Annotated in this window: 23 protein-coding genes and 3 pseudogenes; 7 read left to right on the plus strand and 19 right to left on the minus strand. The window is 47.9% G+C overall.

Annotation, left to right across the window (positions count from 1 at the left end; all coding sequences use genetic code 11):
• Positions 1 to 5 precede the first annotated feature (5 nt).
• From ACHZBS_RS06935 to ACHZBS_RS06960, 6 genes are all read right to left on the minus strand, one after another.
• Entirely contained in the window at positions 6 to 1325 is a 1320-nt protein-coding gene (locus ACHZBS_RS06935) for an ATP-binding protein (protein ID WP_319405779.1), read from the minus strand.
• Complete coding sequence (locus tag ACHZBS_RS06940) at positions 1312 to 3552, minus strand: TerB N-terminal domain-containing protein (protein WP_319405780.1); 2241 nt, start codon at positions 3550 to 3552, stop codon at positions 1312 to 1314. The genes ACHZBS_RS06935 and ACHZBS_RS06940 overlap by 14 nt, the downstream gene beginning before the upstream one ends.
• Positions 3553 to 3682: 130 nt before the next feature.
• Positions 3683 to 3883 carry a helix-turn-helix domain-containing protein gene (locus tag ACHZBS_RS06945; protein WP_319405781.1) on the minus strand — a complete coding sequence of 67 codons (201 nt, stop codon included), beginning with the start codon at positions 3881 to 3883 and terminating at the stop codon, positions 3683 to 3685.
• 204 nt (positions 3884 to 4087) lie between these two features.
• Entirely contained in the window at positions 4088 to 4246 is a 159-nt protein-coding gene (locus ACHZBS_RS06950) for a hypothetical protein (protein WP_319405782.1), read from the minus strand.
• 24 nt (positions 4247 to 4270) lie between these two features.
• The gene (locus ACHZBS_RS06955) at positions 4271 to 4555 is read right to left on the minus strand and encodes an integration host factor subunit alpha (protein WP_319405783.1); all 285 of its coding nucleotides are present in this window, start codon (positions 4553 to 4555) and stop codon (positions 4271 to 4273) included.
• The gene (locus tag ACHZBS_RS06960; protein ID WP_394708037.1) at positions 4552 to 4878 is read right to left on the minus strand and encodes a pentapeptide repeat-containing protein; all 327 of its coding nucleotides are present in this window, start codon (positions 4876 to 4878) and stop codon (positions 4552 to 4554) included. Before ACHZBS_RS06960 ends, ACHZBS_RS06955 begins: the two co-directional genes overlap by 4 nt.
• A gap of 3 nt (positions 4879 to 4881) precedes the next feature.
• Between ACHZBS_RS06960 and ACHZBS_RS06965 the strand changes: the two are divergent.
• Positions 4882 to 5933: pseudogene (locus tag ACHZBS_RS06965) on the plus strand (IS481 family transposase).
• Positions 5934 to 6277: 344 nt separating this feature from the next.
• On the opposite strand, the gene ACHZBS_RS06970 reads toward ACHZBS_RS06965, so the two are convergent.
• The 7 genes and pseudogenes from ACHZBS_RS06970 to ACHZBS_RS07000 form a co-directional block, all read right to left on the minus strand.
• Positions 6278 to 7108 carry a DUF5677 domain-containing protein gene (locus ACHZBS_RS06970; RefSeq protein ID WP_319405784.1) on the minus strand — a complete coding sequence of 277 codons (831 nt, stop codon included), beginning with the start codon at positions 7106 to 7108 and terminating at the stop codon, positions 6278 to 6280.
• 60 nt (positions 7109 to 7168) lie between these two features.
• Positions 7169 to 8080, minus strand: a complete 912-nt coding sequence (locus ACHZBS_RS06975; protein WP_319405785.1) for a TIR domain-containing protein — start codon at positions 8078 to 8080, stop codon at positions 7169 to 7171.
• A 32-nt stretch (positions 8081 to 8112) separates the two neighbouring features.
• Positions 8113 to 9810 carry a hypothetical protein gene (locus ACHZBS_RS06980; RefSeq protein ID WP_319405786.1) on the minus strand — a complete coding sequence of 566 codons (1698 nt, stop codon included), beginning with the start codon at positions 9808 to 9810 and terminating at the stop codon, positions 8113 to 8115.
• Between the two features lie 6 nt (positions 9811 to 9816).
• The gene (locus ACHZBS_RS06985) at positions 9817 to 12369 is read right to left on the minus strand and encodes a sensor histidine kinase (RefSeq protein ID WP_319405787.1); all 2553 of its coding nucleotides are present in this window, start codon (positions 12367 to 12369) and stop codon (positions 9817 to 9819) included.
• A complete protein-coding gene (locus ACHZBS_RS06990) occupies positions 12366 to 13706 on the minus strand; it encodes a hypothetical protein (RefSeq protein WP_319405788.1) in 1341 nt (446 codons plus the stop codon). The genes ACHZBS_RS06985 and ACHZBS_RS06990 overlap by 4 nt, the downstream gene beginning before the upstream one ends.
• A gap of 202 nt (positions 13707 to 13908) precedes the next feature.
• Positions 13909 to 14127, minus strand: a pseudogene (locus ACHZBS_RS06995) (type I restriction-modification system subunit M N-terminal domain-containing protein); the annotation flags it as partial.
• Entirely contained in the window at positions 14124 to 14312 is a 189-nt protein-coding gene (locus ACHZBS_RS07000) for a helix-turn-helix domain-containing protein (protein ID WP_319405790.1), read from the minus strand. The gene ACHZBS_RS07000 and the pseudogene ACHZBS_RS06995, both read right to left, overlap by 4 nt.
• Before the next feature lie 643 nt (positions 14313 to 14955).
• Between ACHZBS_RS07000 and ACHZBS_RS07005 the strand changes: the two genes are divergently transcribed.
• From ACHZBS_RS07005 to ACHZBS_RS07015, 3 genes are all read left to right on the plus strand, one after another.
• Positions 14956 to 15444 (plus strand): MerR family transcriptional regulator, encoded by a 489-nt coding sequence (locus ACHZBS_RS07005; RefSeq protein ID WP_319405791.1) that lies wholly within the window; start codon positions 14956 to 14958, stop codon positions 15442 to 15444.
• A gap of 188 nt (positions 15445 to 15632) precedes the next feature.
• A complete protein-coding gene (locus tag ACHZBS_RS07010) occupies positions 15633 to 15800 on the plus strand; it encodes a hypothetical protein (protein WP_319405792.1) in 168 nt (55 codons plus the stop codon).
• Positions 15790 to 17349 (plus strand): recombinase family protein, encoded by a 1560-nt coding sequence (locus tag ACHZBS_RS07015; protein ID WP_319405793.1) that lies wholly within the window; start codon positions 15790 to 15792, stop codon positions 17347 to 17349. Before ACHZBS_RS07010 ends, ACHZBS_RS07015 begins: the two co-directional genes overlap by 11 nt.
• On the opposite strand, the gene ACHZBS_RS07020 is transcribed toward ACHZBS_RS07015, so the two are convergent.
• Entirely contained in the window at positions 17306 to 17734 is a 429-nt protein-coding gene (locus ACHZBS_RS07020; protein ID WP_319405794.1) for an ATP-binding protein, read from the minus strand. The two genes, ACHZBS_RS07015 and ACHZBS_RS07020, sit on opposite strands and share 44 nt — an antisense overlap.
• 42 nt (positions 17735 to 17776) lie before the next feature.
• Here ACHZBS_RS07020 and ACHZBS_RS07025 point away from each other — a divergent pair, with 42 nt between their 5' ends.
• Positions 17777 to 18046, plus strand: a complete 270-nt coding sequence (locus ACHZBS_RS07025; RefSeq protein ID WP_319405795.1) for a recombinase family protein — start codon at positions 17777 to 17779, stop codon at positions 18044 to 18046.
• Between the two features lie 69 nt (positions 18047 to 18115).
• Here the strand turns inward: ACHZBS_RS07025 and istB are convergent, their stop codons facing one another.
• From istB to ACHZBS_RS07045, 4 genes are read right to left on the minus strand one after another with little or no spacing between them, the layout of a single operon-like run.
• Positions 18116 to 18871: an IS21-like element helper ATPase IstB gene (gene istB, locus ACHZBS_RS07030; RefSeq protein WP_319404673.1), complete on the minus strand. Its 756-nt coding sequence runs from the start codon at positions 18869 to 18871 to the stop codon at positions 18116 to 18118.
• Positions 18868 to 20334, minus strand: a complete 1467-nt coding sequence (gene istA / locus ACHZBS_RS07035; protein ID WP_319404672.1) for an IS21 family transposase — start codon at positions 20332 to 20334, stop codon at positions 18868 to 18870. The genes istB and istA overlap by 4 nt, the downstream gene beginning before the upstream one ends.
• Positions 20331 to 20708 carry a helix-turn-helix domain-containing protein gene (locus ACHZBS_RS07040; protein WP_319404671.1) on the minus strand — a complete coding sequence of 126 codons (378 nt, stop codon included), beginning with the start codon at positions 20706 to 20708 and terminating at the stop codon, positions 20331 to 20333. The genes istA and ACHZBS_RS07040 overlap by 4 nt, the downstream gene beginning before the upstream one ends.
• Entirely contained in the window at positions 20668 to 21189 is a 522-nt protein-coding gene (locus ACHZBS_RS07045) for a hypothetical protein (protein ID WP_319404670.1), read from the minus strand. Before ACHZBS_RS07045 ends, ACHZBS_RS07040 begins: the two co-directional genes overlap by 41 nt.
• 115 nt (positions 21190 to 21304) lie before the next feature.
• Here ACHZBS_RS07045 and ACHZBS_RS07050 point away from each other — a divergent pair, with 115 nt between their 5' ends.
• Positions 21305 to 22954, plus strand: coding sequence for a recombinase family protein (locus ACHZBS_RS07050; RefSeq protein WP_319405796.1), 1650 nt, complete (start codon positions 21305 to 21307; stop codon positions 22952 to 22954).
• A 91-nt stretch (positions 22955 to 23045) separates the two neighbouring features.
• Here the strand turns inward: ACHZBS_RS07050 and ACHZBS_RS07055 are convergent, their stop codons facing one another.
• A complete protein-coding gene (locus ACHZBS_RS07055; protein ID WP_319405797.1) occupies positions 23046 to 23243 on the minus strand; it encodes a hypothetical protein in 198 nt (65 codons plus the stop codon).
• A gap of 189 nt (positions 23244 to 23432) precedes the next feature.
• Between ACHZBS_RS07055 and ACHZBS_RS07060 the strand changes: the two are divergent.
• Positions 23433 to 23738 (plus strand): annotated as a pseudogene (locus tag ACHZBS_RS07060) (Bro-N domain-containing protein); the annotation flags it as partial.
• Positions 23739 to 23772: the final 34 nt, after the last annotated feature.

Raw genomic sequence — 23772 nt, forward strand, 5'->3', positions numbered from 1 at the left:
TCCATCTAAAGCCGAAACGTCGCCAATTCATCCTCTTCAGCACTTTCTGTAGCGACCATCGGCATATCGGTATTAACCTCCTTGTCAATCTCAACATTATCAATCAATTGGTCCCACTTCAAAGAGTCGCTCTGATCAAGGACGGCAAGCAAATCGACAAAGGCTTTAATGGTATTCCGAGGGGTTCGAAAGTATGCATCGCCGATTTTTTGGGAGCAATGTTTCAAGAAGGCGACAAGGGCTTCATCGGGAACCAGGTACTGTTCCGGATCACCGGAGGCATAAACGTGTCGCAAATTGCCCAACAATACATACAGCTCTTCCGGCAGCAGACTCGCCAGATGCAACGTGGGAGACGTATAATCGATGACACCCGCCGATTTTGCGAAGGCATTTTCTGCCAATCGTGATTGAAGGGCTTCATAGCTGTAAAGACCTTTTCTCGGATCAAGCAAAAACTCCGGTGTCCCTCCGAACAAAAAGCCTATGTATTCAGCACTACCCTGAAGGCAATCATTCAGTATGCGAAGGATCTGTTCGTAGTTGGATACACGGGCTTGTTTGCTGGAAAGCTTATAGATATTCACCATCTCATCCAAGATGACCAACAATCCACCATATCCTGCCTGCCGTACAAACAGGCTAAGCAACTTCAAGTGATCATAAACACTGGCATCTGTGACAATTGATCGAACACCCAATGCATTGCGGGCATCCGTCTTAGTCGAAAATTCCCCTCTAAGCCAACGTACGGCATCAATTTTTAGCTGTTCATCCTCTTCCTTATGCCCTTGCCAATATGATGCAATTACCTTCGAAAAATCGTAGCCTCCGACAAGCTCAGTTAAATGGTTGAGACGTTTTTCAATGACCACGTTGACCTTGTGTCCGGATGCTTTGGCCTTCTTACGAGCTTCGGTGATGAAACGCTCAACCACGCTGGTAAGTGCATTGCCATCTGGCTTTGTACGCGTAGAAAGGTTACGCATCAATTCGGCATATAAATTTCTTGCCTGGCCACCCGTGGCATGAAGTCTTCTATCCGGCGCAAGATCCGCATGAATAGTCACCAGTCCTTTTTCAAGGGCAATTATGCGGATCAATTGCATGAAAAAGCTTTTCCCAGACCCAAATTCCCCAATGGAAAGACGAAAGGAAGAGCCACCATCCATGATACGCTCGATATCCTTTATAAGCGCTTCGACTTCCTTTACGCGCCCGACCTGGATGTGCTGTAAACCAGTCCGGGGGGTAACTCCGGCTCGTAATGATTGAATGATGGCATCTCGCTCTCTCGGGCGCAGCCGTGGTTTATTGTTGGACATCTACAATCTCCTTTGCGAGGCTAACATCAACATAGATTGGTTCGCCATCATCGATAAGTGGTGCATTCGCGTTTTCAAAAGCCCATTCATTGAGAACTTCCATCGCCCCATCAACCATCAGTCCCAAACTTTTGCAGGTCGCCTTAAAAGCTTCACGTTCCCAGGATTCTTTGGACCTAAGATGGTTGAACAGATTTTGATGAGCTTCGTCCAGTGAGGCTAACGGGTTGTTTGAAACCATTGCACCTTCTGGAATCGAGTCGGGTTCGTCATCCTCCTGTTCCGCGAATATATCCTCAAGAACACTTTTGACCTGTCTGGTCTCTTCTTTTCGAATGCGTATGAGCTCTTCATTCAGGATGAACCCGCGAGCAGTTCCAACGGGCCTTGCGGGTTGCGGAATGGCAAACGATGTATCCGTATCTTTAAGACCTACGGTGACGGGCCCGCTCTCAGCGGCAAGCGCATGAATATCCCCGGTTACCTGTTCTTTGTTCAACCCCAGTGTGGTGTAGAGCTTTTCAAGCTGTTTGATCTCCTCAGGCTTTATTTCACCATCAGCATGAGCCACAGATACGAGGATATGGCTTATTGCCGTCTTCTGGTTTTCACTTACCCCTGATAACCGGGCTTTAAGACCCGCTGCATTTTGGGGGGTTCGCATTGACCAATGCAGAAAAGCGAGGAGAGACTCTTTTTCGATGTTGGTCAATTCACGATTATCTTGAACAAGACTCTGAAGTGTGGCTTCTTCCTCCGGAGCTACATCCTGGTCGATTTGGCTGACCATTGCGCCAAGGCGAAGGATGGTACCAACAGTTCTAAATTCCTTTGAAGGATTGAAATCAATGCCATGTCCTTTCGGGAACACAGCAATATTTCCGTCAAGGGAAAATTTCATGTTGTGATAACGAATATCAGGAGCGATGCCAAATCCCATATTTTCGACAAACGAGGCAAGACTTTCCAGGTCCTTCTTTAAAAGTTTGGGCGGTACCTCTTGACCTATCGTTTTGTACAAGGTGGCCACTGGGAGGAAGCCTATGCCACCGTTGCAGATTTTTGCTAAGCGTTCATTGATGATTTTTGCTCCGGAGGTTTGGCTGATCAACTCTTTGGGAATTAACGATAGCGCGGCCAACGATTTTGGGTCACTACCTTTCCTGCCCAGAAAACGGCTGTAGGATTCTAATTCCTGAGTGCATTCATCAATGATGGTTCCAATTCTATTAATTGGACCGGTCAAAATGAATGGATCGGGCAAGTCTGGAACCTTGAGTTTTCTGTCACTTCTGATGGATGGGCTCGCGGCCCGATAATCGATCCTGAGACGGGTTTTATTAGGTTTGACAATAATGCCATCTCCAAATTTCTGGAAATACCTTCTGGCAAACAAATTCCGAAATTCTTTGGCGCAGCGGCGTGCAGGTGTTTTAAGATTCACATTCGGATTGAGTCGAAACCAGTTGAGCGCCATATCTGCCGGGATGGAGTTTCCGGCAGCGACGTTTTTCGCCAGAACCAATTGGAATGGCTCGGTGCAGTAACGATCGTCAAAATCTATGTAAGAAGGAGTGGGTTTGTCATTTTGAAAGAGAGCCCATTCCATTGCGAGAAGGTTGTTGGCATATCCACGAAAGGAGCGATTGCGGCCATAAATTTTCAATAGCCGCTGAACTTCGTTAATGATTTCCGATCGCTCCTGGGATGAAACCGATCCATTGGTTCCATCAACGATCAGTCGTCGTTCAAGCCCGTAAAAAAATAGAAAAACATAACCAATGTATGCCTCAGGTTCAACACGCCCACCCGCAAGCCATTTCAAATATGCACCACGGCATTTGGCAGGGATATGACCATAATAAGGCCAATAGCCCATTTCATCGCCAGCTTCCCATGGCTCAGCTGGTTTGATTGGCAGCTTCGGATTGATCAAACAGGCATCGTTTTGATACCCATCGTAATCAGAAAGATTAGTTCCTACATAAATTAATCCACCAGGAATATCGTAGCCTTTTACGCTTACCTTGCTATTGAGTGGGTACCAATCGGCAGGCGGTCCGCTGGGTTTGTCGGATCGATCATAACTACCTCTGTAGCTGCCTGGACCTGAAACTTCTACACGCAAAGTAACTTCGTTAGACTGCGTTGGCTTCTTGGTCTTAGAAGATCCTTTGAGTGCCCTATAGATCACGTACAGAATAATCAAGCCAATAATAATTTTCATGGCGACCCCTTTTTATCGGTACAGCATTGTTCATACCAAACCCATGATAAAATATTTGCTGATACGTAAAAGGTGGCTGAGAAATTGGTCAGAGCAGACCCAGCTGCCTTTTGATCCTTTCTACTTATTGTTATGATACGGTATTTTCATAGTTTGCGCCACCAGTCTTAACCCAATCGTCCACTTCCTTCTTATTGAATTTCCATAGACGCCCCATACGATGAGCGGGCATTCCAAACTTATCTATCCATTTGTAAACGGTATCACTGCTTACACCAAGGTGTTTGCAAATTTCTTTGATTGATAGCCAGCGGTCTTCCATAGTGTTCATTCTATTTTGCTTGATCTTTCCAGTTCCAGTTGGGCAAGGGACCTGTATCTGACAAGAGGCTCATTCCATAACAAAGACAATATTTTTAATATTCTGGAGAAATTATAAGTATATGTCAACAAGTTTAAGCCGATTTCACCCGATTATAACCGTTTTCAATCAGGTTCTACACTAATCGTTTCGTATAGTTCAGAAGCACAATTCCTAATAAAAATTGAAGAATTTGTGGGATGTCTTTTCCCGGCCCGATGAGATTTCTGCCTTGACCCAGAATAGCTTGCCGATATGCGGCTGGAGAATCTGCTGAACCCTCGTGGTGATGTCTGAAAGGGAAAAAAAGCGTGTATTGGTGGGTTCGGTCATATCAAGGGATACTGCTGTATCTGTCTATTTCTGGTTGATCTGTTCCCTCAGCTTGTTGGAGCACTTGAACGTCACCACCCGTCTGGCCGGCAAGATGGCATCCTCGCCGGTGGCCGGGTTCCGGCCCTTGCGGGCATGCTTTTCCTTTACACAGAATTTACCGAACCCGCTCACCAAGATATCCCCACCGGACTCCAGGAATGACTTGATCAATTCAAGTAAGGCTTCTGTGATGTTGACGGAATCTTTTCTGACGATGCCGAGTTGGGCCTGAATACGATCGACGATATCATTCTTGTTCAAAGTCATGCCTGGGTGTCAACGCCTCGAAAGTCGCAATATTCGAAGTGGCAGTTTTTTAGTACGGCGTCACTGAAGTCTGATCCCCTGAAGTCTGATCTTTGTATGATGCAGTCCCTTATGTCTGAGAACGTAAAGTCGCATTTGTGAAAGACGCAGTGATCCGGGAACCTCAAGTCTCTTAGTACTACTTTGTGGAAGGTCTCATTTTTAAGGAGGTGGACGTCTCGGAGCTTAGCTGTATGAGGACGGACTTGACTTGACACCTTGCTAAAAAATGGGTGGTCAGATACCTTCTGGATTGTCGCCAAACAATCTAAAACAGGAGGCACATCATGACCACCCAAGACAAAATCGCAAGAGCTAAACTCAGCATACTGGAACTGGCCGAATACCTAAAGAATGTTTCCCAGGCCTGCCGCATCAACGGCGTTTCCCGCCAACATTTCTACGACATTAAAAAAGCGTATGAAGAGCACGGCCTTGAAGGCCTCAAGGATAAAAGCCGGCGCAAGCCGTGTATCAAAAATCGGGTTGCTCCTGAAATTGAAGCGGCCGTGATCAAAATGGCATTTGAATATCCGGCTTATGGTCAGGCACGAGCTGCCAATGAACTGCGTAAAGAGGGCATTCTGGTGTCATCCGGCGGTGTTCGAAGCATCTGGATTTGGCACGATCTGGAAACTTTCAAAAAACGTCTGGCATCGCTTGAAGAGCGGGCAGCCAAAGAAGGCATTGTTTACACCGAGGCCCAATTGACGGCGTTGGAAACAGCCAAGCGCAGTCGGGAATCTCACCCGGATGAAATCGAAACCCAACATTCGGGTTATCTGATCAGCCAGGATACCTTTTATGTCGGGTATCTGAAAGGTGTCGGCCGGATCTATCAGCAAACGGTGGTCGATACCTATTCGTCGGTGGCCTTTGCCAAGCTGTATACGGCCAAGATCCCCGTCACCGCTGCCGATACGCTCAATGACCGTGTGTTGCCTTTCTTTGAGGAACACAATGTCCCTGTATTGTGCGGGTATTGACGGATCGGGGAACCGAGTTTTGTGGCAGCCTGGATAAACACCCTTACGAGTTGTTCCTGCAACTCAACGAAATCGACCATACCAAAACTAAGGTCAGAAGCCCTCAAACTAATGGTATTTGCGAGCGTTTCCACCAAACCGTGCTGAATGAGTTCTACCGTGTGGCATTTCGAAAGAAGCTGTATCGTGATCTTGAGACTTTACAGATCGACCTGGATGAGTATATGGACGAGTATAATACAAAACGAACCCATCAGGGAAAACGCTGCAAAGGTCGTACGCCAATGGAAACATTCATTGAAGGCAAGCAGCGATATAAAGAAAAGAATCTGGAAAAAATAAATGCTGCATAACTGTCGTTGACACATCCAGAAGGTTTCTGACCACTGTCAACTCAAGTTCCGTTCAGGACAGCTTAGCCAACAGCTTCTCTGGGTAACCATTTTTCTTGCGATCACTTAAATGATCCCAGCAATGGTCTTCAAGGAAGACGCAGCATTCTTCACAACCCGCATTAGAGCATATCTTCATACTTGTTAGACCTTAAAGGTTTACCTGTGATTTCGCCACCGATATTTCACAGAGAAAAAGCCTGAGACGCGGTTCGTGCGGCTCCTCGAACCTGATAGCTTCATTATAGTCCTTTTCTGGAAACCCGTATTTACTCATTTTTTCGACCACCGTCCAAATCATTCCTTTACCCGAAATGTTTATTGTCTAAATCGCTTACTGTTTCTTGCACGAAAATAATGGTGTTTTGCAGTCTCCATCCGAGTTCCTCGCAACAAAACGTTGCCCATTCCACCCATACCGCCGCCAATGTCCGTATCATCGAAGATATGTCTATAAGCACCACTCGTGGATCATAGTGATCCCTGCTATACGATAATTGTCTTCTCAGCGACCACGCGGATCCGTGGATGTAGGCACTCATCTGTCGGTATACTGAGTTGTAGAGACGACTGTATCTTTTCCCGCATTGTTGTGCTTGGACAGACACACTTTTGTTGCACCAATTAATGAACGGCCGGACCCGCTTTTTTTTGTCTTCATACGAATAATGTGGCCTTGCTTTCTCATGTGCCGGTTTGATGGACTCTTTGAATTTAACCATTCTTAGTACGTGTTCCGGGTTCGCCGTTGGGCTCTCCAATTCCAATAAGGCTTCGGTGACCTTATAGGCTTCGATTCCCATGTAGCCCCAGAACTGCGCGGCGCGGCTTTCCCGTTCCATCGCGACATATCGCATTGTGATAAGGCTTTCGCAGAATAGGCGAACGTGCGACGCTGCTTGGTGGATCATCTCGCAACGCAACAAGAAATAGGTCGCGTTGATGGTTTGGAGGTCCTTGTTGATGGCGCAAAGCAAATATTTCTTGTAAGGAGTGTCTGCGCGGAAACCTTTTTCTTGGATCATCGCTTCTTTTTGCAACTCACCCGCGATTGTTTCCATTAGGTCGAGCCATTCCCAGGTCTCAGACCCAAAATCGATTTGTTCGATCGTTTTTATTAAGTCTATCCTGTTCACCTTCATGGTCTCCCTGACGGTTCACGGCGTCATTCTCGTCCGGGAATAGTGTTTTTATGGTTATAGGTGTCTGCAGGCGAGATCCCACAGGTAGTCCGCCGCCTCTTTCGGCGTCAGCGCCTTATCGCGTTCTTGTCCGAACGCCCCCATTCCGAGCGGTTTGAGCTTCAGTTGTCCCTCGCTTTCTTCCAGCGATAAGGACTCGTTCATTGATCCGTCGTTACCGACGTCAATGGATTGTCCGTGAGAGAACGCGATCGAGTTGCCTCCGAGTATCCCGCCGATCCAGATCTTGAACTGGGTTAATTGTTGCTCGTTGTTGTACAACGTAAACAGCGCCTTTCTGGTAGTGATCCGTTCAGTATCGTGGTCGAACTGCGGGTGTTCCTGTTTTGTCGCGGACGCATATCCGTCAATAAGGTTCACGATTTCGGTGAACGACGCTTTTAGGAAATCGTTTTTTTCTTTGTCTGTGTAGGATCTTTTCAGTTTCGGGAACTGGGGCTTACGGGGCAGCTCTACTGGTTTCTGTTGCTGCGTGCGGCCAGTTTTCCGCCCAACCTTTGTCAGGAAGGCGTCCACGACCACTTCGGGGTCTGAGCTGCTGACGGCCAGGTAGCTGATGACTCCGGACATACCCGGCACTTCGCCCGTGTAACCGTCGAGTCGGACCGGCAAGATATAGGACTTTCCTTGTTGCTTTATCATGCGCTCGATGGCTTGTTGGCGTTCGTGGCTCGGCCACATCTTTTTGACGTAGTGCTCCGAAATGATCATGATGCAAAACTGGCTTGAGCTGTGGTACACCTCGCGCAACTTGACGCTGAGGTCCTGGCCCCATAGGTCTGCTGCGTAATAGTCGTCGTAAAAAATATTGACACCGGATTTCGTTAGACTATCGGCAATTGCTTCGGCGAATCCGCGATCTTCGCCTGCGAACGACAGCGCCACCTCGTATTCGTAAATCATCATTTTTGGTTCTTCCGGCTTAAGCGTATTTCATTTTATTGCTTCTTGGGATCTTCGACCCAGAGATCCCTTGCAAAGTCGTGGCTGAGTGCTGCTCTACTTATAAACGCGGCATATGATGCTTGGATTGCTTCAGCGTATGGGGAACGAATACGCCCGATACGCTCAAGAGGAAAGTAATATCGCGATTCTGCGAAATCACCGTACAAGTCAAGGTCACGGTCGCAATGCGTTAAAGAACCCATGGCATCCGGGTCATGGCCGTTGCCAAGAAACTGTTCCATTGCTCTGAATCGCTCAAGCCACCCTGGAAGAAGTTGAACAGGTACTTGTTGTCCAATTTTCCAGGTGACGTGACCATCTATGTTATACACAGCTATATCAAGGACTCGCAAGTTGACAGAGAAAGCCTGCCGAAAGTTCACCAACCAAGACTCTCCATGGTCACCGACACCTTGAATAACGAAGTTGGTCTCGCGCTTGGCCTCCCCAGGTTCCCCCTGTTCGAGAAGCACCAGTTCCGCTTCATCACGTCGCCGCTTGCCGAAATCTGGTCCTTTTTTCCCCCGAACAATCAGGTCACACGGTTGCGCAAGCAGTACGTATCGCCTTCCATTTTTTATATGGCGAAAGATATCGCCACAACGTAAAGGCGAATGAAGAGCGTTGACGTAGTCACCATCATCAAACACCTCAGCAACACGCCATACATGCAGTTGTGATTCCGTCGTGTATTTTGGAGCATGAGGCCCGCACTGGTTAAGTGCACGAACGTTGCGAATGCGCTGAAGCCTAACAAACAAATCACTTTTATCTGCGAGAGTCTTTTGCGAAGCAAGGCGTTGATTGACTGCCAGGATTCGGTTCACAACCTCAAGTTCCGAAGCACCTTCGCCCAACGAGTTCTCGAATATGGCAGCGTCAATGGTCTCAACAGAGAAGGCTGCCATTTTATGCGCGGCATCTAACGCAGCATCATTCATAACAGAACATGTATCAAGAGCGACATCACAGCAGAAACGGCAAAGAAGAGACACTCTGAGTGCACGTGAGAAGTGGGATGAAATATCTGAGACACCAACACCGAGGCCCCGCTTGGACATGACGCCAAATTGGTGAGCCTCAATTGAATCCATCTTTTTACCAATCTCAAATCGAAGTCCATCGGCAGCATCAGTCCCCACCTTATGTGTGAACATAATGCAGTGCGCTTTGGACGCATTTGTCAGAATATCCGCCATGATCTCGTCACCAAGATCGTCAGCAAGACCCTCTCTCACAAATTCTCTGTCAACCAGAAAGAGGGTCCTGTCATCGACATCAGTCAAAATATCCGATCGTTGAGATTGCCACTTCCGATATGAGTAGACATCAACATTTTTTAGGCCATCCCTAAGTCCAATGATCTGGGCTGGAGTGAGATCCTCATCCGGACCTCCTTGCAAGCCACAAGCATTGGCCTGTTTCGTGAGACTCTCAAGCATACGTGGAAGTTTGTCGCTCTGGCTATTTAAGACAGTCTCGATCTGTTTGTCACGAATTGCCTCTGGGGCATCCATACTGATATTACTAAAAGCGTTGTGCTTCGGCAGATATCCGTTGTTGTGAAGAACCCTTAGCTTGGCCTGGATCGCCACTTTTAAGGCTTCTTCAATTGGTTCTGCGAAAACATCGTCAACCCATACCACTCGGTTGATTCCAGCCGCCTCTTGTAGATCTGCTATCGCAAACATGGGCTCCTACTCCTGAACCACACCACTGAAATCAACTACAAATTTGAAACGCCGCCCGGCTTTATTCCTATCCTTTGCAAGAAAGATTGAACATCCTTCTTCTTCGAGGAGTTGTCGAGCGATAAACAACCCAAGGCCGTGGCCTTCGTTTGGCGGTTTGTCTGTGGTGAAGATTTCAAAGCAGGCGTCTTCCATTCCTTTCCGTACCCCCGGCCCAGTATCCCAAAACGTCATCCTTGGGCTTTCTATAACGACGTGGATGGCGAGAGGGTATTTATGATCATGAATCTTCATGCTCCTTAACCAATACACGCTATTGCGTGTTAAATTGTCTACTACCTGTGTGAGGCGTCCTTTATTAATCCTCAAACAGAAATCACCTTCTCCAACACACTCAATGAAGGGCTGGATGCCAAAGCGTTCAAAACGATCGTTTCGGAGAGCAAAAAAATCAGACATAAACTCGGAAAGGACTATTTCGTGTTTTGTTTCCCTGAAAGTACGAAGCATAGGATCTATGAAACTTAGTTTCTTGCCTACCATTACCGCATGGGCACGGACGGATTCGAGGTCTCCTGTGATCTGAGGATCTTTCACACCCACCTTACGTAGTCGGTCGGCGATGCTCCTCACGCGTGCACCGATCTCATCGACCGTTGGGTGTACTTCGTGCGCAAGCGCCTGTGCTACAAGCCCAATGCCAACAGTCTCGTATACCTCACTTATCTGTTCTTCCAGCTGTTCAAAGCGGTTGTTTATGACATTGATGTATCCTTGTTTGTCGGCGAACTGAGTTAACACTTCCTGTACCTGTGAACTTTCCTTTGTCACCTGTTGAAGAAGATTCTTGATGTCGTCAAGCGCTTCCATGAACCTCGTCCGTAATTCGTTAGGAAGAGAGTTTGACTTAATCGCGTGATCAAGGCCAGTCATTGCATTCTTCAAAACAACTGTACGACTGGCAGAAGCCTCTTTAACTTGCTCACCGACTTGTGCGGAAACGGCCATAAGTTCACCGATCTCTATAGCGCTCTGCTTAACGGTTATGATCTTTGGAAGCCGCGCTTCCTCTCTCACCTTCTTTGAGCGAAATTCGTTATATGTACGTCGCATTTCCTCCAAAGTGTTGTTTGCAAAATCACGAAACTTCACAGCCAATGCCCAAAAGCCAGACCACGCATCATTGTCAACAAAGCTTTCACGGTCTGACTTCTCAATTAAGTCTGGGTTATCCTGACCGGAGATAGCAAAGAATCCAATTGCATTACCAGGTCTGAGACCGTACCAGCTTCCACCACTTGTCCATTGTTCTCCGAGGTTTAGCCAGTCCTTCCCAAGACGAATACGGAAGTTGTCCCTATAAACATATACGCCAGACAGCTCCTTAACATATTGTGTATAGTCTTTTATCCGACTTGCGACTTCCCGTATTTCACCTACGCCGCCCCTGAGATGGAACATGTAGATTTCACCAAGGAATGGACCAGGATCAGCTCTCTTCGTTCCTTTTGGAACATCGGCTGACACATCCTGGAGTGAAAACAAATCACTGAGTTCAAGAAACCAGTTTTTTGAATTTGGTTTCTTCGGCGTGTAACGTGCAAGCCGCTTGTGAGTAAGCAGATACTGTAGGAGTTCATCACCAGAATCCGGGAGCACGTGCTGCTCGAAAAAATCAGGATCATTTCCTTTGAACACAGGCAATTTTACTGCACCTTGCAGGGAGAGCTCACCTTTGTCCCAGACGAAATCGAATTTACCAAGCGCGGTGTCGAAGAAACGCGCTGGAAAGCTGACAAGATTTAAGTCGTGCTTGTCCACCCTTAGCGCAACTGTGAAATCAGTAAAACTTCTAAATGGTGAAATAAATGTCGAGAGCTTCATCTCAAGTCTCTTGAGTTGAGGCTCTCCGATCCAATAGGGTATATCTCTCAATCCGCTGATCTCAATCACCGTCCCTGTTGAACCGGATGCTGGCAACTCTTCAATGTCCACTGGGATTGTGCTAAGAGGTCGGCCCGATTCGCAATCATTCCAGAAAATTGTAACCTTGTGACCGTTCTCAGTTGGGGAGTGGAAGGTCTTGATGACAAGCCGATCACCGAGGCGCATTGTACCGAGACGCCCTAATCCTTTGTCACCTATAGGAGTCCGTTTAAATTTGGGAGTGACTCTGCCCTTGGCTTTCATGGCCCTCTTGGGTGAGATGCTTACTGTCAGCCAGCCCCGCTGGATGTCGGTGGGGGACATCCCGAAACCGTTGTCCTCAACACTTATTATCCCAACCAACTCGACCATCTTATATTGTCCATCAATCTGTGAAGCAACACTATCCGTTGCATTCTCGCTCTTTCCATCCACGGGCGACTTGTCATTCGAAGAGATGGATCGCTTAACGGTTTCTACAGCTTCAGTGTCGATGATTACATTGCACCATTCAGCATCGGCATCGTATGAGTTCTTGACCAATTCCAGCAGTGCTTGCTCTGAGTCGGTAATTAGCTCGTCCCCAAGCTGGTGAACGACATGTGCATCAATATCGAGATGGGGGGTAATCATTTGTTTACCTTTCGCATGACCAGGATTGCCTCCCGGGTCATTGTATTCGCGATACTATTCTTTGGGGCCATTCTCTTTGAGGAAATTCGACGATTAAGTTTACAAAGAACAGTTACACCGTATTCACAGAGTAGCTCGGATAGGATATTGTCGAAAGGAACGCGACGGTTCCCAACGTTTCTGTTACCCAAAGCCCAAACCATGAGACCACCTGAGTGTAAGGAGTTCTGGATTGAGGGCAAACATGCGTCCACATCCCGAAAGAATGAAAGCACTCGCGATACCCGGTCAACAGGCTCTTTATCTATATATTCGAGGTAGGACTTGAGAGACGGTGATCGGTTAAGCAACTCAACATGATCAGCGGCCTTCACACGACGGCTACCCCCCAGGCTTCGACTATCGATCTCGTGCGTAGACTTCAGGTAGTTGCGATCTGCAACGGGGTCAATATCTGTGAGCTCGATCCACTGCAGGGGAAGATACGAGTACTGGCCATACGTCACAGTGGTGAGATTATCACCATATGGCGGGGATGTGATAATGATATCGTTCTTCTCCGTTGCCTTAATTGTGCGCGTATCCCCAAGGGTTACATTGATCCTACCTTTGTACCGACCAGCCTTTATTGTTCCTAAATCATGCATGGTACGAGCTTGCGATCTGAAGTATTTTAGATTGCGTTCGATAGCCTTACGGAAAATCGCTATGGCATCGCATGTACGATTATCAATTTCTTCCTTCGGGCGGGTGTGTAGCTTTACGGTGGATGTCCTGGAATTGCTGGAAAACCGGGCCGCTTCTGCAAGGCCAATCCAGAAGAAGCGCCGAGCCCAGAGGGCATCCTCAACAATTATGGAGCGACGTATTTTGGAAAGCGCAATCTGGTTTGATTTCGAGAACCACTTGTCGATGTTCATAAAGTCGACGTTTATGGATGTGGTTCTATCCGCATCGATCCGCTCAAGCATTTCTTTTAATTTCATTTCAAGACTGTTAACGTAAAAAGGACCAGCCTTGACGCGGCACAATAAAACAGCGAGGGGATTGATGTCTATTCCGCTGAAATTCAGTTTCCTGTTCATCGTTTCCGTGAGGACAGTTCCTGACCCCACAAATGGGTCTCCCACTCGTTCAATCTCAGGGTGGATTTCACATGCTACGTTAAGGATTGCTTCGGCAACTTGAGGGACCATCATTGCTGGGTAGTGGAATAGACCATGACCGTTTTTTCGGTCGGCTTTGCCTTCAAAAGACCAGTAGTTGGGATCAAGCGCCTCCAAAGCGACAAGGCGGTCTACAAGACGCTTATCACGAGATGGCGTTGATTTGATCACTTCATATTTCCTGTATTACCAGCTTTATCTATTATCATTACGATCACCAAATTCTCCATTACAGAACTGATACCCCCGGACAAGTTCATACTTGATAAGTTACCCCAAACACAGTATCGGAAAGCCATTTTTTAAATCCGGGATTGTCGCAAAACTGTTTGAATAACTCTGTGTGGTCGGAGAGCAGGTCCATCATGACCCGCTGCAGTGCTTTGTCGTGTTCGATGCGGGCATTGTCCAGCTGATTCTTCATGACCAGTACGGCGTCCTTGGTCGGTTCCAGGAGGCAGTCAAGTCGGCGGATCACCGTCATAGGCAGAATTACGTCCCGGTATTTTCCGCGCACATAGACATCCCTCAACACATCGTCGGCAATATTCCAGATGAAATTGGCAATGCCGTTGTGAACCTTCATATTCATGATTTCGCCACCTCGTCTCGGTTACCGAGCCAGGCATCGATGGTTTCCTTGTGAAACCGCCAGTGACGCCCAACTTTCTGGGCTGGGATCTTGCCCTCCCGGACCAGTTTGTATATCGTCGATTTGGGGATATCCAAATAACCGACCAGTTCGTTTATGTTGAGAACATCTTTCGGTTTTTCCATCGATATGGCCCTTTCCCATGGCCGTGAATGCAGTTTGCCGATCATCTTATAATTGACAGTTAGGTTATCGTTAATGACAGTTAATGTCAAATTTTTTAGGATAGTGGACAGTATTGGTAATGGAAACGAAACTGATTTGATTGTCTTAGCGGGCGTAGGCAACTATATGCCACTTCACTATGGAGAACATAATTTATAAGACACCGTTATAATAGGTAAAATCGACAGTAATTCTTCGAAAAAGTGTGTTTATAGGGGCTCGAAATATATAACCAGCTGTTTCCATGGGTAAACTGCGACTTGATGTCCTTCATTCGAAGATAGTTTTGATGTGAGGGGATAAGTTTCAACCGCCTCATATTTTGTTCCCCAATCGAATCATGCTCCAGATGCTCCATCTAAAGCTGAATAATGGCCGGGAATGTTCCGAAAAGGATCATTTCTGCCATCCAAACCTGCTCTCATCTCCCTATGATTGCTGCAAAATGCCTAAATTGATCGAAAATTATTCGTTACATGTCTTCCGGTATGGGCAAGATGGACACGGCGGAACGGCAAATCTCCCTGTTTTATCAATTCTAAAACCTGCCTGATTCGTTTATCAGACATTGGTGCAAAATAATGCTTGACATTTTATTGCATAATGAATATTCATTATGCAATAAAGGTTGAAATGCTATATTCAAACCAGCAAATGTTAGAAATTACAGGGGAAACCAAGCCTCGGATTCAGTATTGGGTCCTGAAAGGATTGTTCCAGCCTGTTGATCAAGGAAAGGGAGTGGGCACCTCCCGGAGATACTCCGAAGGCAACCTTCTTGAAATATTGGTTATTCAAGCGATCACCCAGAATCTGCCCAACGTTGATTTCGCTAAAAGTATTTTGGCCGAGATTAGAAGAACAAATCCATCATTTTTTTCTCAATTAGGTGACAGGGAGGACTCGATTGATAAGGCTGATTGCATTCTGACGGTTCTTTTCGAGTCAGTGAATGCCATCATGGTCTATGTGCATGATTTTGAAGATGCCACGGTGTGTGACCGCACGTACCTGTCGCTTGGACTCAGAGTATACCGTATGGATCTTAATTTTTTGAAAAATACGCTTAGAGAGAGGATTAAATCAATTTGAATCTTTACTAAATTTCTCTGTAATTGTGGTTATGGACGCTAAATAGATATACGAACCTCCAGATAAGAACAAAGATAACAACGTCAAAGATAACCAACCAGCTTCAATACGCCGATTAGTCCTTAATCCACCCTATCTCACACAATTTTCAATTTGTTTTTGGGATTGTTCGATTAGTAGGTGCAGTTATGGAAATGGACGATCGCGTACTAAAGGCCGGCTTAGAGCACATAATTGAGATTTCCAATGAACGTAAGGCTATGCTTGAAAAACTAAGACAAGCTTTGATCAGTGACGATGTTGATAGCATAAAAGTATATGCTCGGTTGTTATGTGGTATAATCAATGAAAATTAAGGTCATTGAATTTCTGAGGGTTTCAACGGAAGAGCAGGGAAGCGATGATCGGGCTGGCCTATCTCGCCAAAAAGAGGCCAACGCCAGGACTATTCAGAAGTACGATCTTGCCGTGATAAAAACTATCACACTAATTGATGTATCCGGTACCTCCGTGGTTCATACTCCTGAAGTTAAGGATTTGATTTCATTAATGGTAGCTGGCCAAATTCAAGGTGTGGTTTTAGCGGACTGGGACCGACTCATTCGTCTTGATAATTTTAACGACTTTGCTCTACTTCAGCATTTCAAAGAAACCAATACGTTAATCTATCTTCCTGACCAACTTATTGATCTCAATACACAATCCGGTTTTCTGATTGGCGGATTTCAGTCTATTATATCTGGGAATGAGTTGACCCAAATCAAGAAGAGGATGCTTGCGGCCAAAGAGGTCAAACGGAAAGACGGCAAACATCCCAATTGCGACATCACCCTTCCTCGTGGTGTGGCTTACGATCGACAAAACGAAAATTATTATTACACCGATGAAGCTGAACAGGTTAAAATTTTGTTCAGGTTGTCCTGCGATGAGGGTATCAATAATTATTGCGAATTAGAACGCCGTACCGGAATCAAACATCGAACCATACCGAACTTGCTAAAGAATGAACTTTATATAGGATACAGGACCTATACTGAAAAAAGGGGCCCTGAAAAGTATCTAAAACCTGACGGCAGACAAGGTGACCGGAAAAAGGTCCAACGTTCGCCGGACGAAATAATTAGGGTCAAGGTCATAGATGAGCCTTTGATTGATGAACAAACCTTCTTTAAGGCTCAGGAGATGATGAAAAACAAAAACGGGCGCTATCATGCCAAGAGATCTAAGAAAGGGGAACGATTTCTATATAGTGGCTTCCTTATTTGTGGCTCATGCGGTGAGATCTTGTATTCAACCTCGGGCGGCCGAAACCACAAAAAGGATTATTACCTTTGTAGATCGAAGAATTATATTTACGTTAGCAAAAATGGACCTTCGAAATGTTCAACTCGCTATCTTCCACGTGAGCGGGTGGACCATACTGTAACTTCATTCTTGCATGAAATCCTGACCGATAAGAAATACATGAATAGAATGATTGGGCTTGCATTGTCATCCGAGGACATTTTTGACCAGCGTAATGAAGCCGAGAAAATAAAGGGAATGTTAAACAAAATCAGTACGAAACGTGATAGGCTTCTGGACTTATACATTGATGGGCCGTTTTCACGTAGTCAACTTGATAAAAAGGTTGGCGAATTGGATAACCTTGAAGCAACATTGAAGATGCGACTTACAAGACTTGAGGAGGGTTTTGTCCTAAAGGACAAGAATCAGATTTTCGAATCCATCGAACCGATAATAGATACTCTGATGGAGTTCCCGTACTGGACACCAGCGCAAAAAAGATCGTTCCTGCAAAGCCAAATACCTGAAATTTCAATTACTAACGAGGGACTAACGGGATTTACGCTTGGAGTCTCTACTGTTCGTAACCACATGGACAGGGATTCATGGCAGCAATGAGCATGAAGCTGGACGGATAGGTCAGGGTGGAAGCCGCCCGGGAAATGGTCACCTGAAGATCTTCCAGCGGCTGACGCAGGACCTCCAGCACATTCTTCTTATACTCAGGCAATTCGTCAAGGAACAGAACGCCATTGTGGGCCAGGCTCACTTCCCCGGGTCTGGGGATATGGCCGCCGCCGATGAGGCCGGCATCTGAGATGGTATGATGGGGGGAACGAAAAGGCCGTCGGGTGACCAGCGGCTGGTCACGGTTCAACATCCCGACGACACTGAAAATTTTGGTGGTTTCGATGGCCTCTTCAAATGACAAAGGTGGCAGAATCGTGGGAATCCGCCGGGCCAACATGGTCTTGCCAGAACCGGGGGGGCCCACCATGAGCATGTTATGTCTTGAATACCCCAAACGAAGGAGGTATAGGAGACCATGCAAAACAGCCATCAGAATCATAACACCAAACCCAAGGCCTACAGCTATCTACGTTTTTCCACCCCTGAACAGATGAAGGGTGACAGCTTCAGGCGACAATCAGAAGCCGCTGTCCACTTTGCCGACAATCACCGTCTTGAACTAGATGAATCCATAACATATCAAGACTTAGGTGTCTCTGCTTTTCATGGGAAAAACGTCCATGAAGGTGCATTTGTTAGCGGCGGTCTGAAAATGTTCTATTTTTGGCGATTTCAAATTGCATGATCCAACCAATGAGGATTTCAGTTGCCGGAACCCATTTCGAGTGAGCCCGGCTACGTTTTTACACAACCATCATAATTCGATTTGTTCCTTCATCCGGAAGCTTTTTCCTTGGATGAGAACGGTTTCGGCATGGTGCAGCAATCTGTCGAGAATGGCCGACGTAAGCGTGCTGTCGTTGTTGAAGATTTCCGGCCAGTCCTTGTAGGCGCGGTTGGACGTGATTACTAAGGCGCCCTGTTCATAGCGCTGACTGATAACCTGGAACAAAAGGTCGGCTCCGGCCTTGTCGATGGGTAAAAAGCCCAGTTCGTCGAGGATCAACAGTGATGGGCGAGTATATTTTTTCAGTTCCTGTTTCATTCTTCCCGCCGCCTGGGCCGCGGAAAGCGTGTTGATCACATCGATGGCGGTGGCAAACAGCACCGTATATCCTTTGAGGCAGGCCTCGTAGCCCAAGGCGGACGCCAAATGGGTTTTGCCGAGTCCCACGCCACCCAAGAAAATGACATTGGCCGACTGCTTGACAAACTGCAACCGGAACAGTTGCTGAACCTGAAGGCGGTTGATTTTTTTTGGCCATGTCCAATTGAACTGATCCAGCGTTTTAATCACCGGAAAGCGTGCCTGGTTGATGCGACGTTTGGTGGAACGATCTTTTCGCAACGCCGCTTCGCCGTCGGCCAGTTTCTCCAGATAGTCTTCGTGCGACCAACTGTTTTTGGCGGCTTTTTGGGCCAGCGGATGATGGTGCTCACGCATAAACGGCAATTTCAGGTATTTGAGGTTGAGTTCAAGGGGAGGGTCCGGCAGTTGCGTGTCAGTCATGGTCTCTCCTTTTGGTAGATGCTCAAATCGGGCGATTCCACCGTCAAGTCCAACAGATCTTCACGGCGGGTCAGATGCAAAGCGCCGGGTTTTGGCAGACAACGTGTGTGCTGTTCGAGCAGGTTGGCAATATACTCACAGGAGAACGCCTGGAAGGTAAAAGCGTCTTCCAACGCTCTGGCGACGGCTTCTGGGCTGTAGATTTCGCTTAGGGCGACGATTTTCTGCACATGATGATAGGGGTTCATGCGACGCTGTTCGAGCTTTTGATAGTATAGCGCGGATTGGGGCGACAAGGAGAGAAAGCGCATCACGATTTTCTGTTCACGGGCCTTCTTGCGCCAGAGCAAAAGCTGTTTGGGGTGATCCGGATCTTCGATGTCCAGATGGCGGTCATAGCTGCGAGCGTGGCGGGCAATCAGCTTGTTGTCATAATAAAGGCAAATCCGATCGGGATAGGTTTTCAACGTCAGTTGTCGGCCGGCATACTCGGCCGGCACCGAGTAGCGGTTGGCATCGAGTGCCACGCGGAACTGGCTCGATGCCCGGACCTGGGAGACGGTGGCGATGTCGAACCGGTGATGGGGCAACGGATTGAGATAGGCCCGCTCATTTTCGAAACGCACAATCGGCTGCTCGCGGGTCTCGCCGTGGATGCGCACGTTGGCCACCGTGTCGAGCCAGTGCCGGGCTGCCGGATGAATCGCGGTAAAATCGGAGATATCCAATCCGGCCAACAGGTTCTTTTTTACATAGCCGACACCGTTTTCCACACGCCCTTTTTCATTGCCCTTGCCCACATTGCAGGCCGCGATGGTAAAACCGTAATGATTGGCAAAGTCCAGGTATTTGGGGTTGAACACCGGCGCCGTTCCCACAATGCGCTTGAGCACGGCACTTTTAAGATTGTCGACCATGATTCGTTGGGGAACCCTGCCGAAGAACTCAAAGGCGTTTTGATGACATCCCAAAAAATGCTCCATGGTTTGGGAGACGGTAAACTCGACATACATCATACGGCTGTAGCAAAGGACCATGACAAAAAAGCTCAGTCGTCTGCGGGTGGAACCGACATTAACCGCACCAAAGGAACCCCAGTCCACCTGGGCACACTCCCCCGGAGCAAACGACAAGGTGAGAAAGGCGCGGGTCTTCGGCGGTCTGACCTTGCGGACATACTCCTTGACGATGGAATACCCGCCCTTAAAGCCCTGCTCACGCAGGCGTTGAAGAAGCTGGATTGCCGTGTAGGGATGGGCTTGGAGCAGACGGACAATATCGCTTTTGAAAGGATCGAGCTTACTGGCTCGCGGGGAACTTTGTCTGGGTCTGAACCGCGTTTGGTCGAGCCATTTTTTGACTGTTCTCACGTCCATGGCCAGTTCCCGGGCGATCTGTCGGGCGGTCAACCCGTCGTGTTGGTTCAGATGCCTGATTTTGCTGAAAAGGGCGTAATCGATCATTGTCTGCCCTCCCCGAGGTGCTTGAAAATCTGTTCAACGGATTGGAGGGTGCCGGTCTGCCTGATTGGTTCGGCATCGATGGCCAGGACCTGATACAACGGATTTCGATAGGCAATCAGGCCGATGTCGACCAGTTCGTCCCGGGTCCGGACCGAGGTGTGCTCATCCATGGCCAGACGCTGGGCCAGGGTTCGGGCAGAGTAATAGCTCATCCCCCTGGCATCGGCTACGGTGACCAGAAACAGGTACAGCGCCGCAGCAGCATGGGTACAGCGATCAATATAGTGGTCGCTGACCAGGCGGTGATCGAGCCAACTGAACCGTTTGGGTGTTCTACGGATACGGTCGGGGCAAATGGGTTGTTTGGCTACCATGGCGGCCTCCTTCACATTGGGGGTTAAGGATATCGTTGCCGAATTGTTGCATGCGACGGGCGGCCATGACGATGTCATCTTGTAACGCATACCCGGTTAATTGGGCAATAATGCCAATTAATACGGAAGGTTGTCGCGTTAAGAGATCTTGTAACGCATTGTCTGCAAAATCGGTATTATTATCAATTGTTTCAAGAGTTTGTTGGATCAAGGGATCTTGTAACGCATCGGAGGTGATTTTTGGTTTTCGGAGCCAGTAGCCAGGGTTGTCGTCTCGCCAGCGTTGGACCCGTTGCACATTCTCCGGCCCGCTAAAGTAATCGCGGTTGTCTGGTTTTTGGAGCCATCGCCTCTGACTGGCAGCCTTGCTGGCCTTGCGGCATTCAGGTTGGCGGCAGTAGCGTTGTCTATCTCTATTTCGAGGATCGGGAACGAATAAGATATGGCAATGACAACATTTTTTACGCTTAATCCCTGGCATCGGTCGCAGCCCTCCTGCGTACCAATGATACAGGAATTGAGATCGATTTGAATAATCGGGTGCGGCAAGAAAATGATAGAAGAAAAAGAGAAGAAGATCGTTTAAAATTTACATTATGGAAGAAAATGGACGGGGAAGGACCTGGACTATTTCAAACCGCCAGGAAGAAAACAGTTTTAGAACGCCGCTGGCAGCATTGGGTGCGTTCCTTCAAGCTGTTGACCAAGGCACCATCAAAGCCGGTTCATACCTTCTGGTGGAGAGTCTTGACCGTCTGAGCCGTCAGGATGTCTGGAAAGCCTTCGGCCAATTCAGGGATATCATCACCAGAGGGATTAACATCGTCACCCTTCAAGATGAGCGGACCTACTCTGCTGACCAAGGGGAGATGGGTTTTACTGACCTGATGATATCCCTTTCAGTGATGCAGAGAGCGCATGAAGAGTCTCTCACCAAGTCACGCAGGCTGTCTGCTGCCTGGACAGCCAAGAGGGACAAGGCAAAGGTTGGCCTCAAGAAGCTCACTGCTCAATGTCCTGCATGGTTGGAACTGAGTGATGACAAAACATCCTTCACGGTATTGGAGGACAGGGCAGCCGTCATTGAACGCATTTTCAAGATGACAATTGATGGAATCGGCAAGGGTGTCATTGCCAGACAGTTCAACACTGAGGGGGTCACTACATTCGGCCGGTCCAAGGGATGGCATCCTTCATACATTCAGAAGATACTCGATAGTGAGGCAGTGATTGGGATATTCCAACCGCACACCAAAAAGACCATCAATGGTAAACAGGTAAGGACACCGGAGGGAGACCCTATTGACGGTTACTTTCCAGCTGTAATCAAACCTGAAGTTTTTTACAAAGCCAAGCAGGTCAAGGCATCAAGGATAATTGTTGGTGCAAACATCGGTAAGAGCTTCTCCAATTTATTCACTGGCATGGCCTTTTGCGGCTCCTGTGGTGCGCCGATGCACTTCGAAAACAAAGGAAGAGGAACCAAGGGTGGAACCTACCTTGTCTGCTCTGATGCAAGGCGAAAGGTCGGAGATTGCCAGCGCCATGGATGGAGATATCCAGAGGCACAATGCCACATCATCTCCAACCTCTTAGACCTTGATTACCGTGAGCTATTCCCGAAGGTCTACAAGCGGCTATCCAATGAACTGGAAAGGCTGGAAGGGCTTCTACTTGAGCGTGAGGGGGAGCTTCAGAGGACCGATGAAAGCATCGATAGAATCACCACCCTGTTGATTGAAAGAGATTCAAGCAAGGCTCTGCTGAACAAGCTGGATGCCCTGGAACTGAAGAAGGAAAACCTCACCAGTGAGCTTGAAGACCTCCGTAAACAGGTAGACCAAGAGAAGGACCGGTCTGCCAGCCTGGGTCTTGACTTCCAGAGTGCCGAACGGGCTATGAATGAGACCATCCGCATTGAGCGTGAGGGTTCACCGGAGGATGTCCTTGAGGTTCGCCGGAAGCTCCACCAGCTTTTGAAGAAGGTGGTGGACCGGATTGTGTTCACCCCCTGTGCCACCAGTGGCCAGCAGCAGCACCACGGGACCATCACCATCCATTATAAGGACGTGGTGGACTCATATCTCAGCATCAAGGTGGGTGGTCGGGCTCAAAAGGACTCGGTAGGATTCAGGGTTGACAGTGATGGTCAACAGGTTGAACATGTGCATGTTGTTGACGCTCAGTGGCCACCTGTGGACAGGTTTGTCAGTGGTGCTGCCTTGTGGAACCTGATAAAGAAATGATGTGAGTTGGTGTGTGTGTGGAAGAGAGTAACATGGAGTGTCTCTCGGATCGAAGGGAGGCACTCCCGTTTTATCTCATCGCGCCTATCACCTACAGCAGGAGCCCTCTCCCCTCTTCAGCAAGCCTCTCAACCTCAGCCTTTATCTGCTCCAGCCTGCCTTGAACATCAGGGCTTAACTCAGACCAATCCTTAAAGACACCCTCTTTTCCCCCAGCCTCATAAAAGACATGGCTCCTGGGTAGAATCTCTGTCTCCATTCCTTCGGTCTTGATTATAATTCCAACCATTTTGGTGTCCCCCTGTGTTGTGTGTGCGTGCGTTGATGGTGTTGTTTGGGTGTCACCTTGCGCAAGGTGGGTTGACTTTTAGCGGACATCAGGGAGGCTGTCAAGCACTAAAACATAATAAATTCAATTACTTTGGTGTACTATATTACACGCATGTACTGCAAAACACCAACGTAAAGGAGCAACACCATGACAAACACCACCAATCAAATCATCCCGTTCAACTTCAAAGGCGACACCATCACCGCTATCAAGGCCAACGATGGGTCACCGTGGTTTGTGGCATCGGAAATCGCTGATGCTTTGGGATATAGGAATCCATGGGATGCCACTGCAAAGCATTGCAAACACGCTAAAAAAGTCACCCTCGTGAAACGCGAGGTTGGGGGTGGTGGTCGTGACATGCGGACCATCATCCCTGAGTCCGACCTGTACCGGCTCATCATTAAATCAACACTCCCGTCAGCCCAGGCATTCGAAGAGTGGGTCATGGAGGAAGTCCTCCCGGCGATCCGTAAGGACGGTGGCT

Source organism: uncultured Desulfosarcina sp. (genome assembly GCF_963664155.2).
Lineage (GTDB): Bacteria > Desulfobacterota > Desulfobacteria > Desulfobacterales > Desulfosarcinaceae > Desulfosarcina.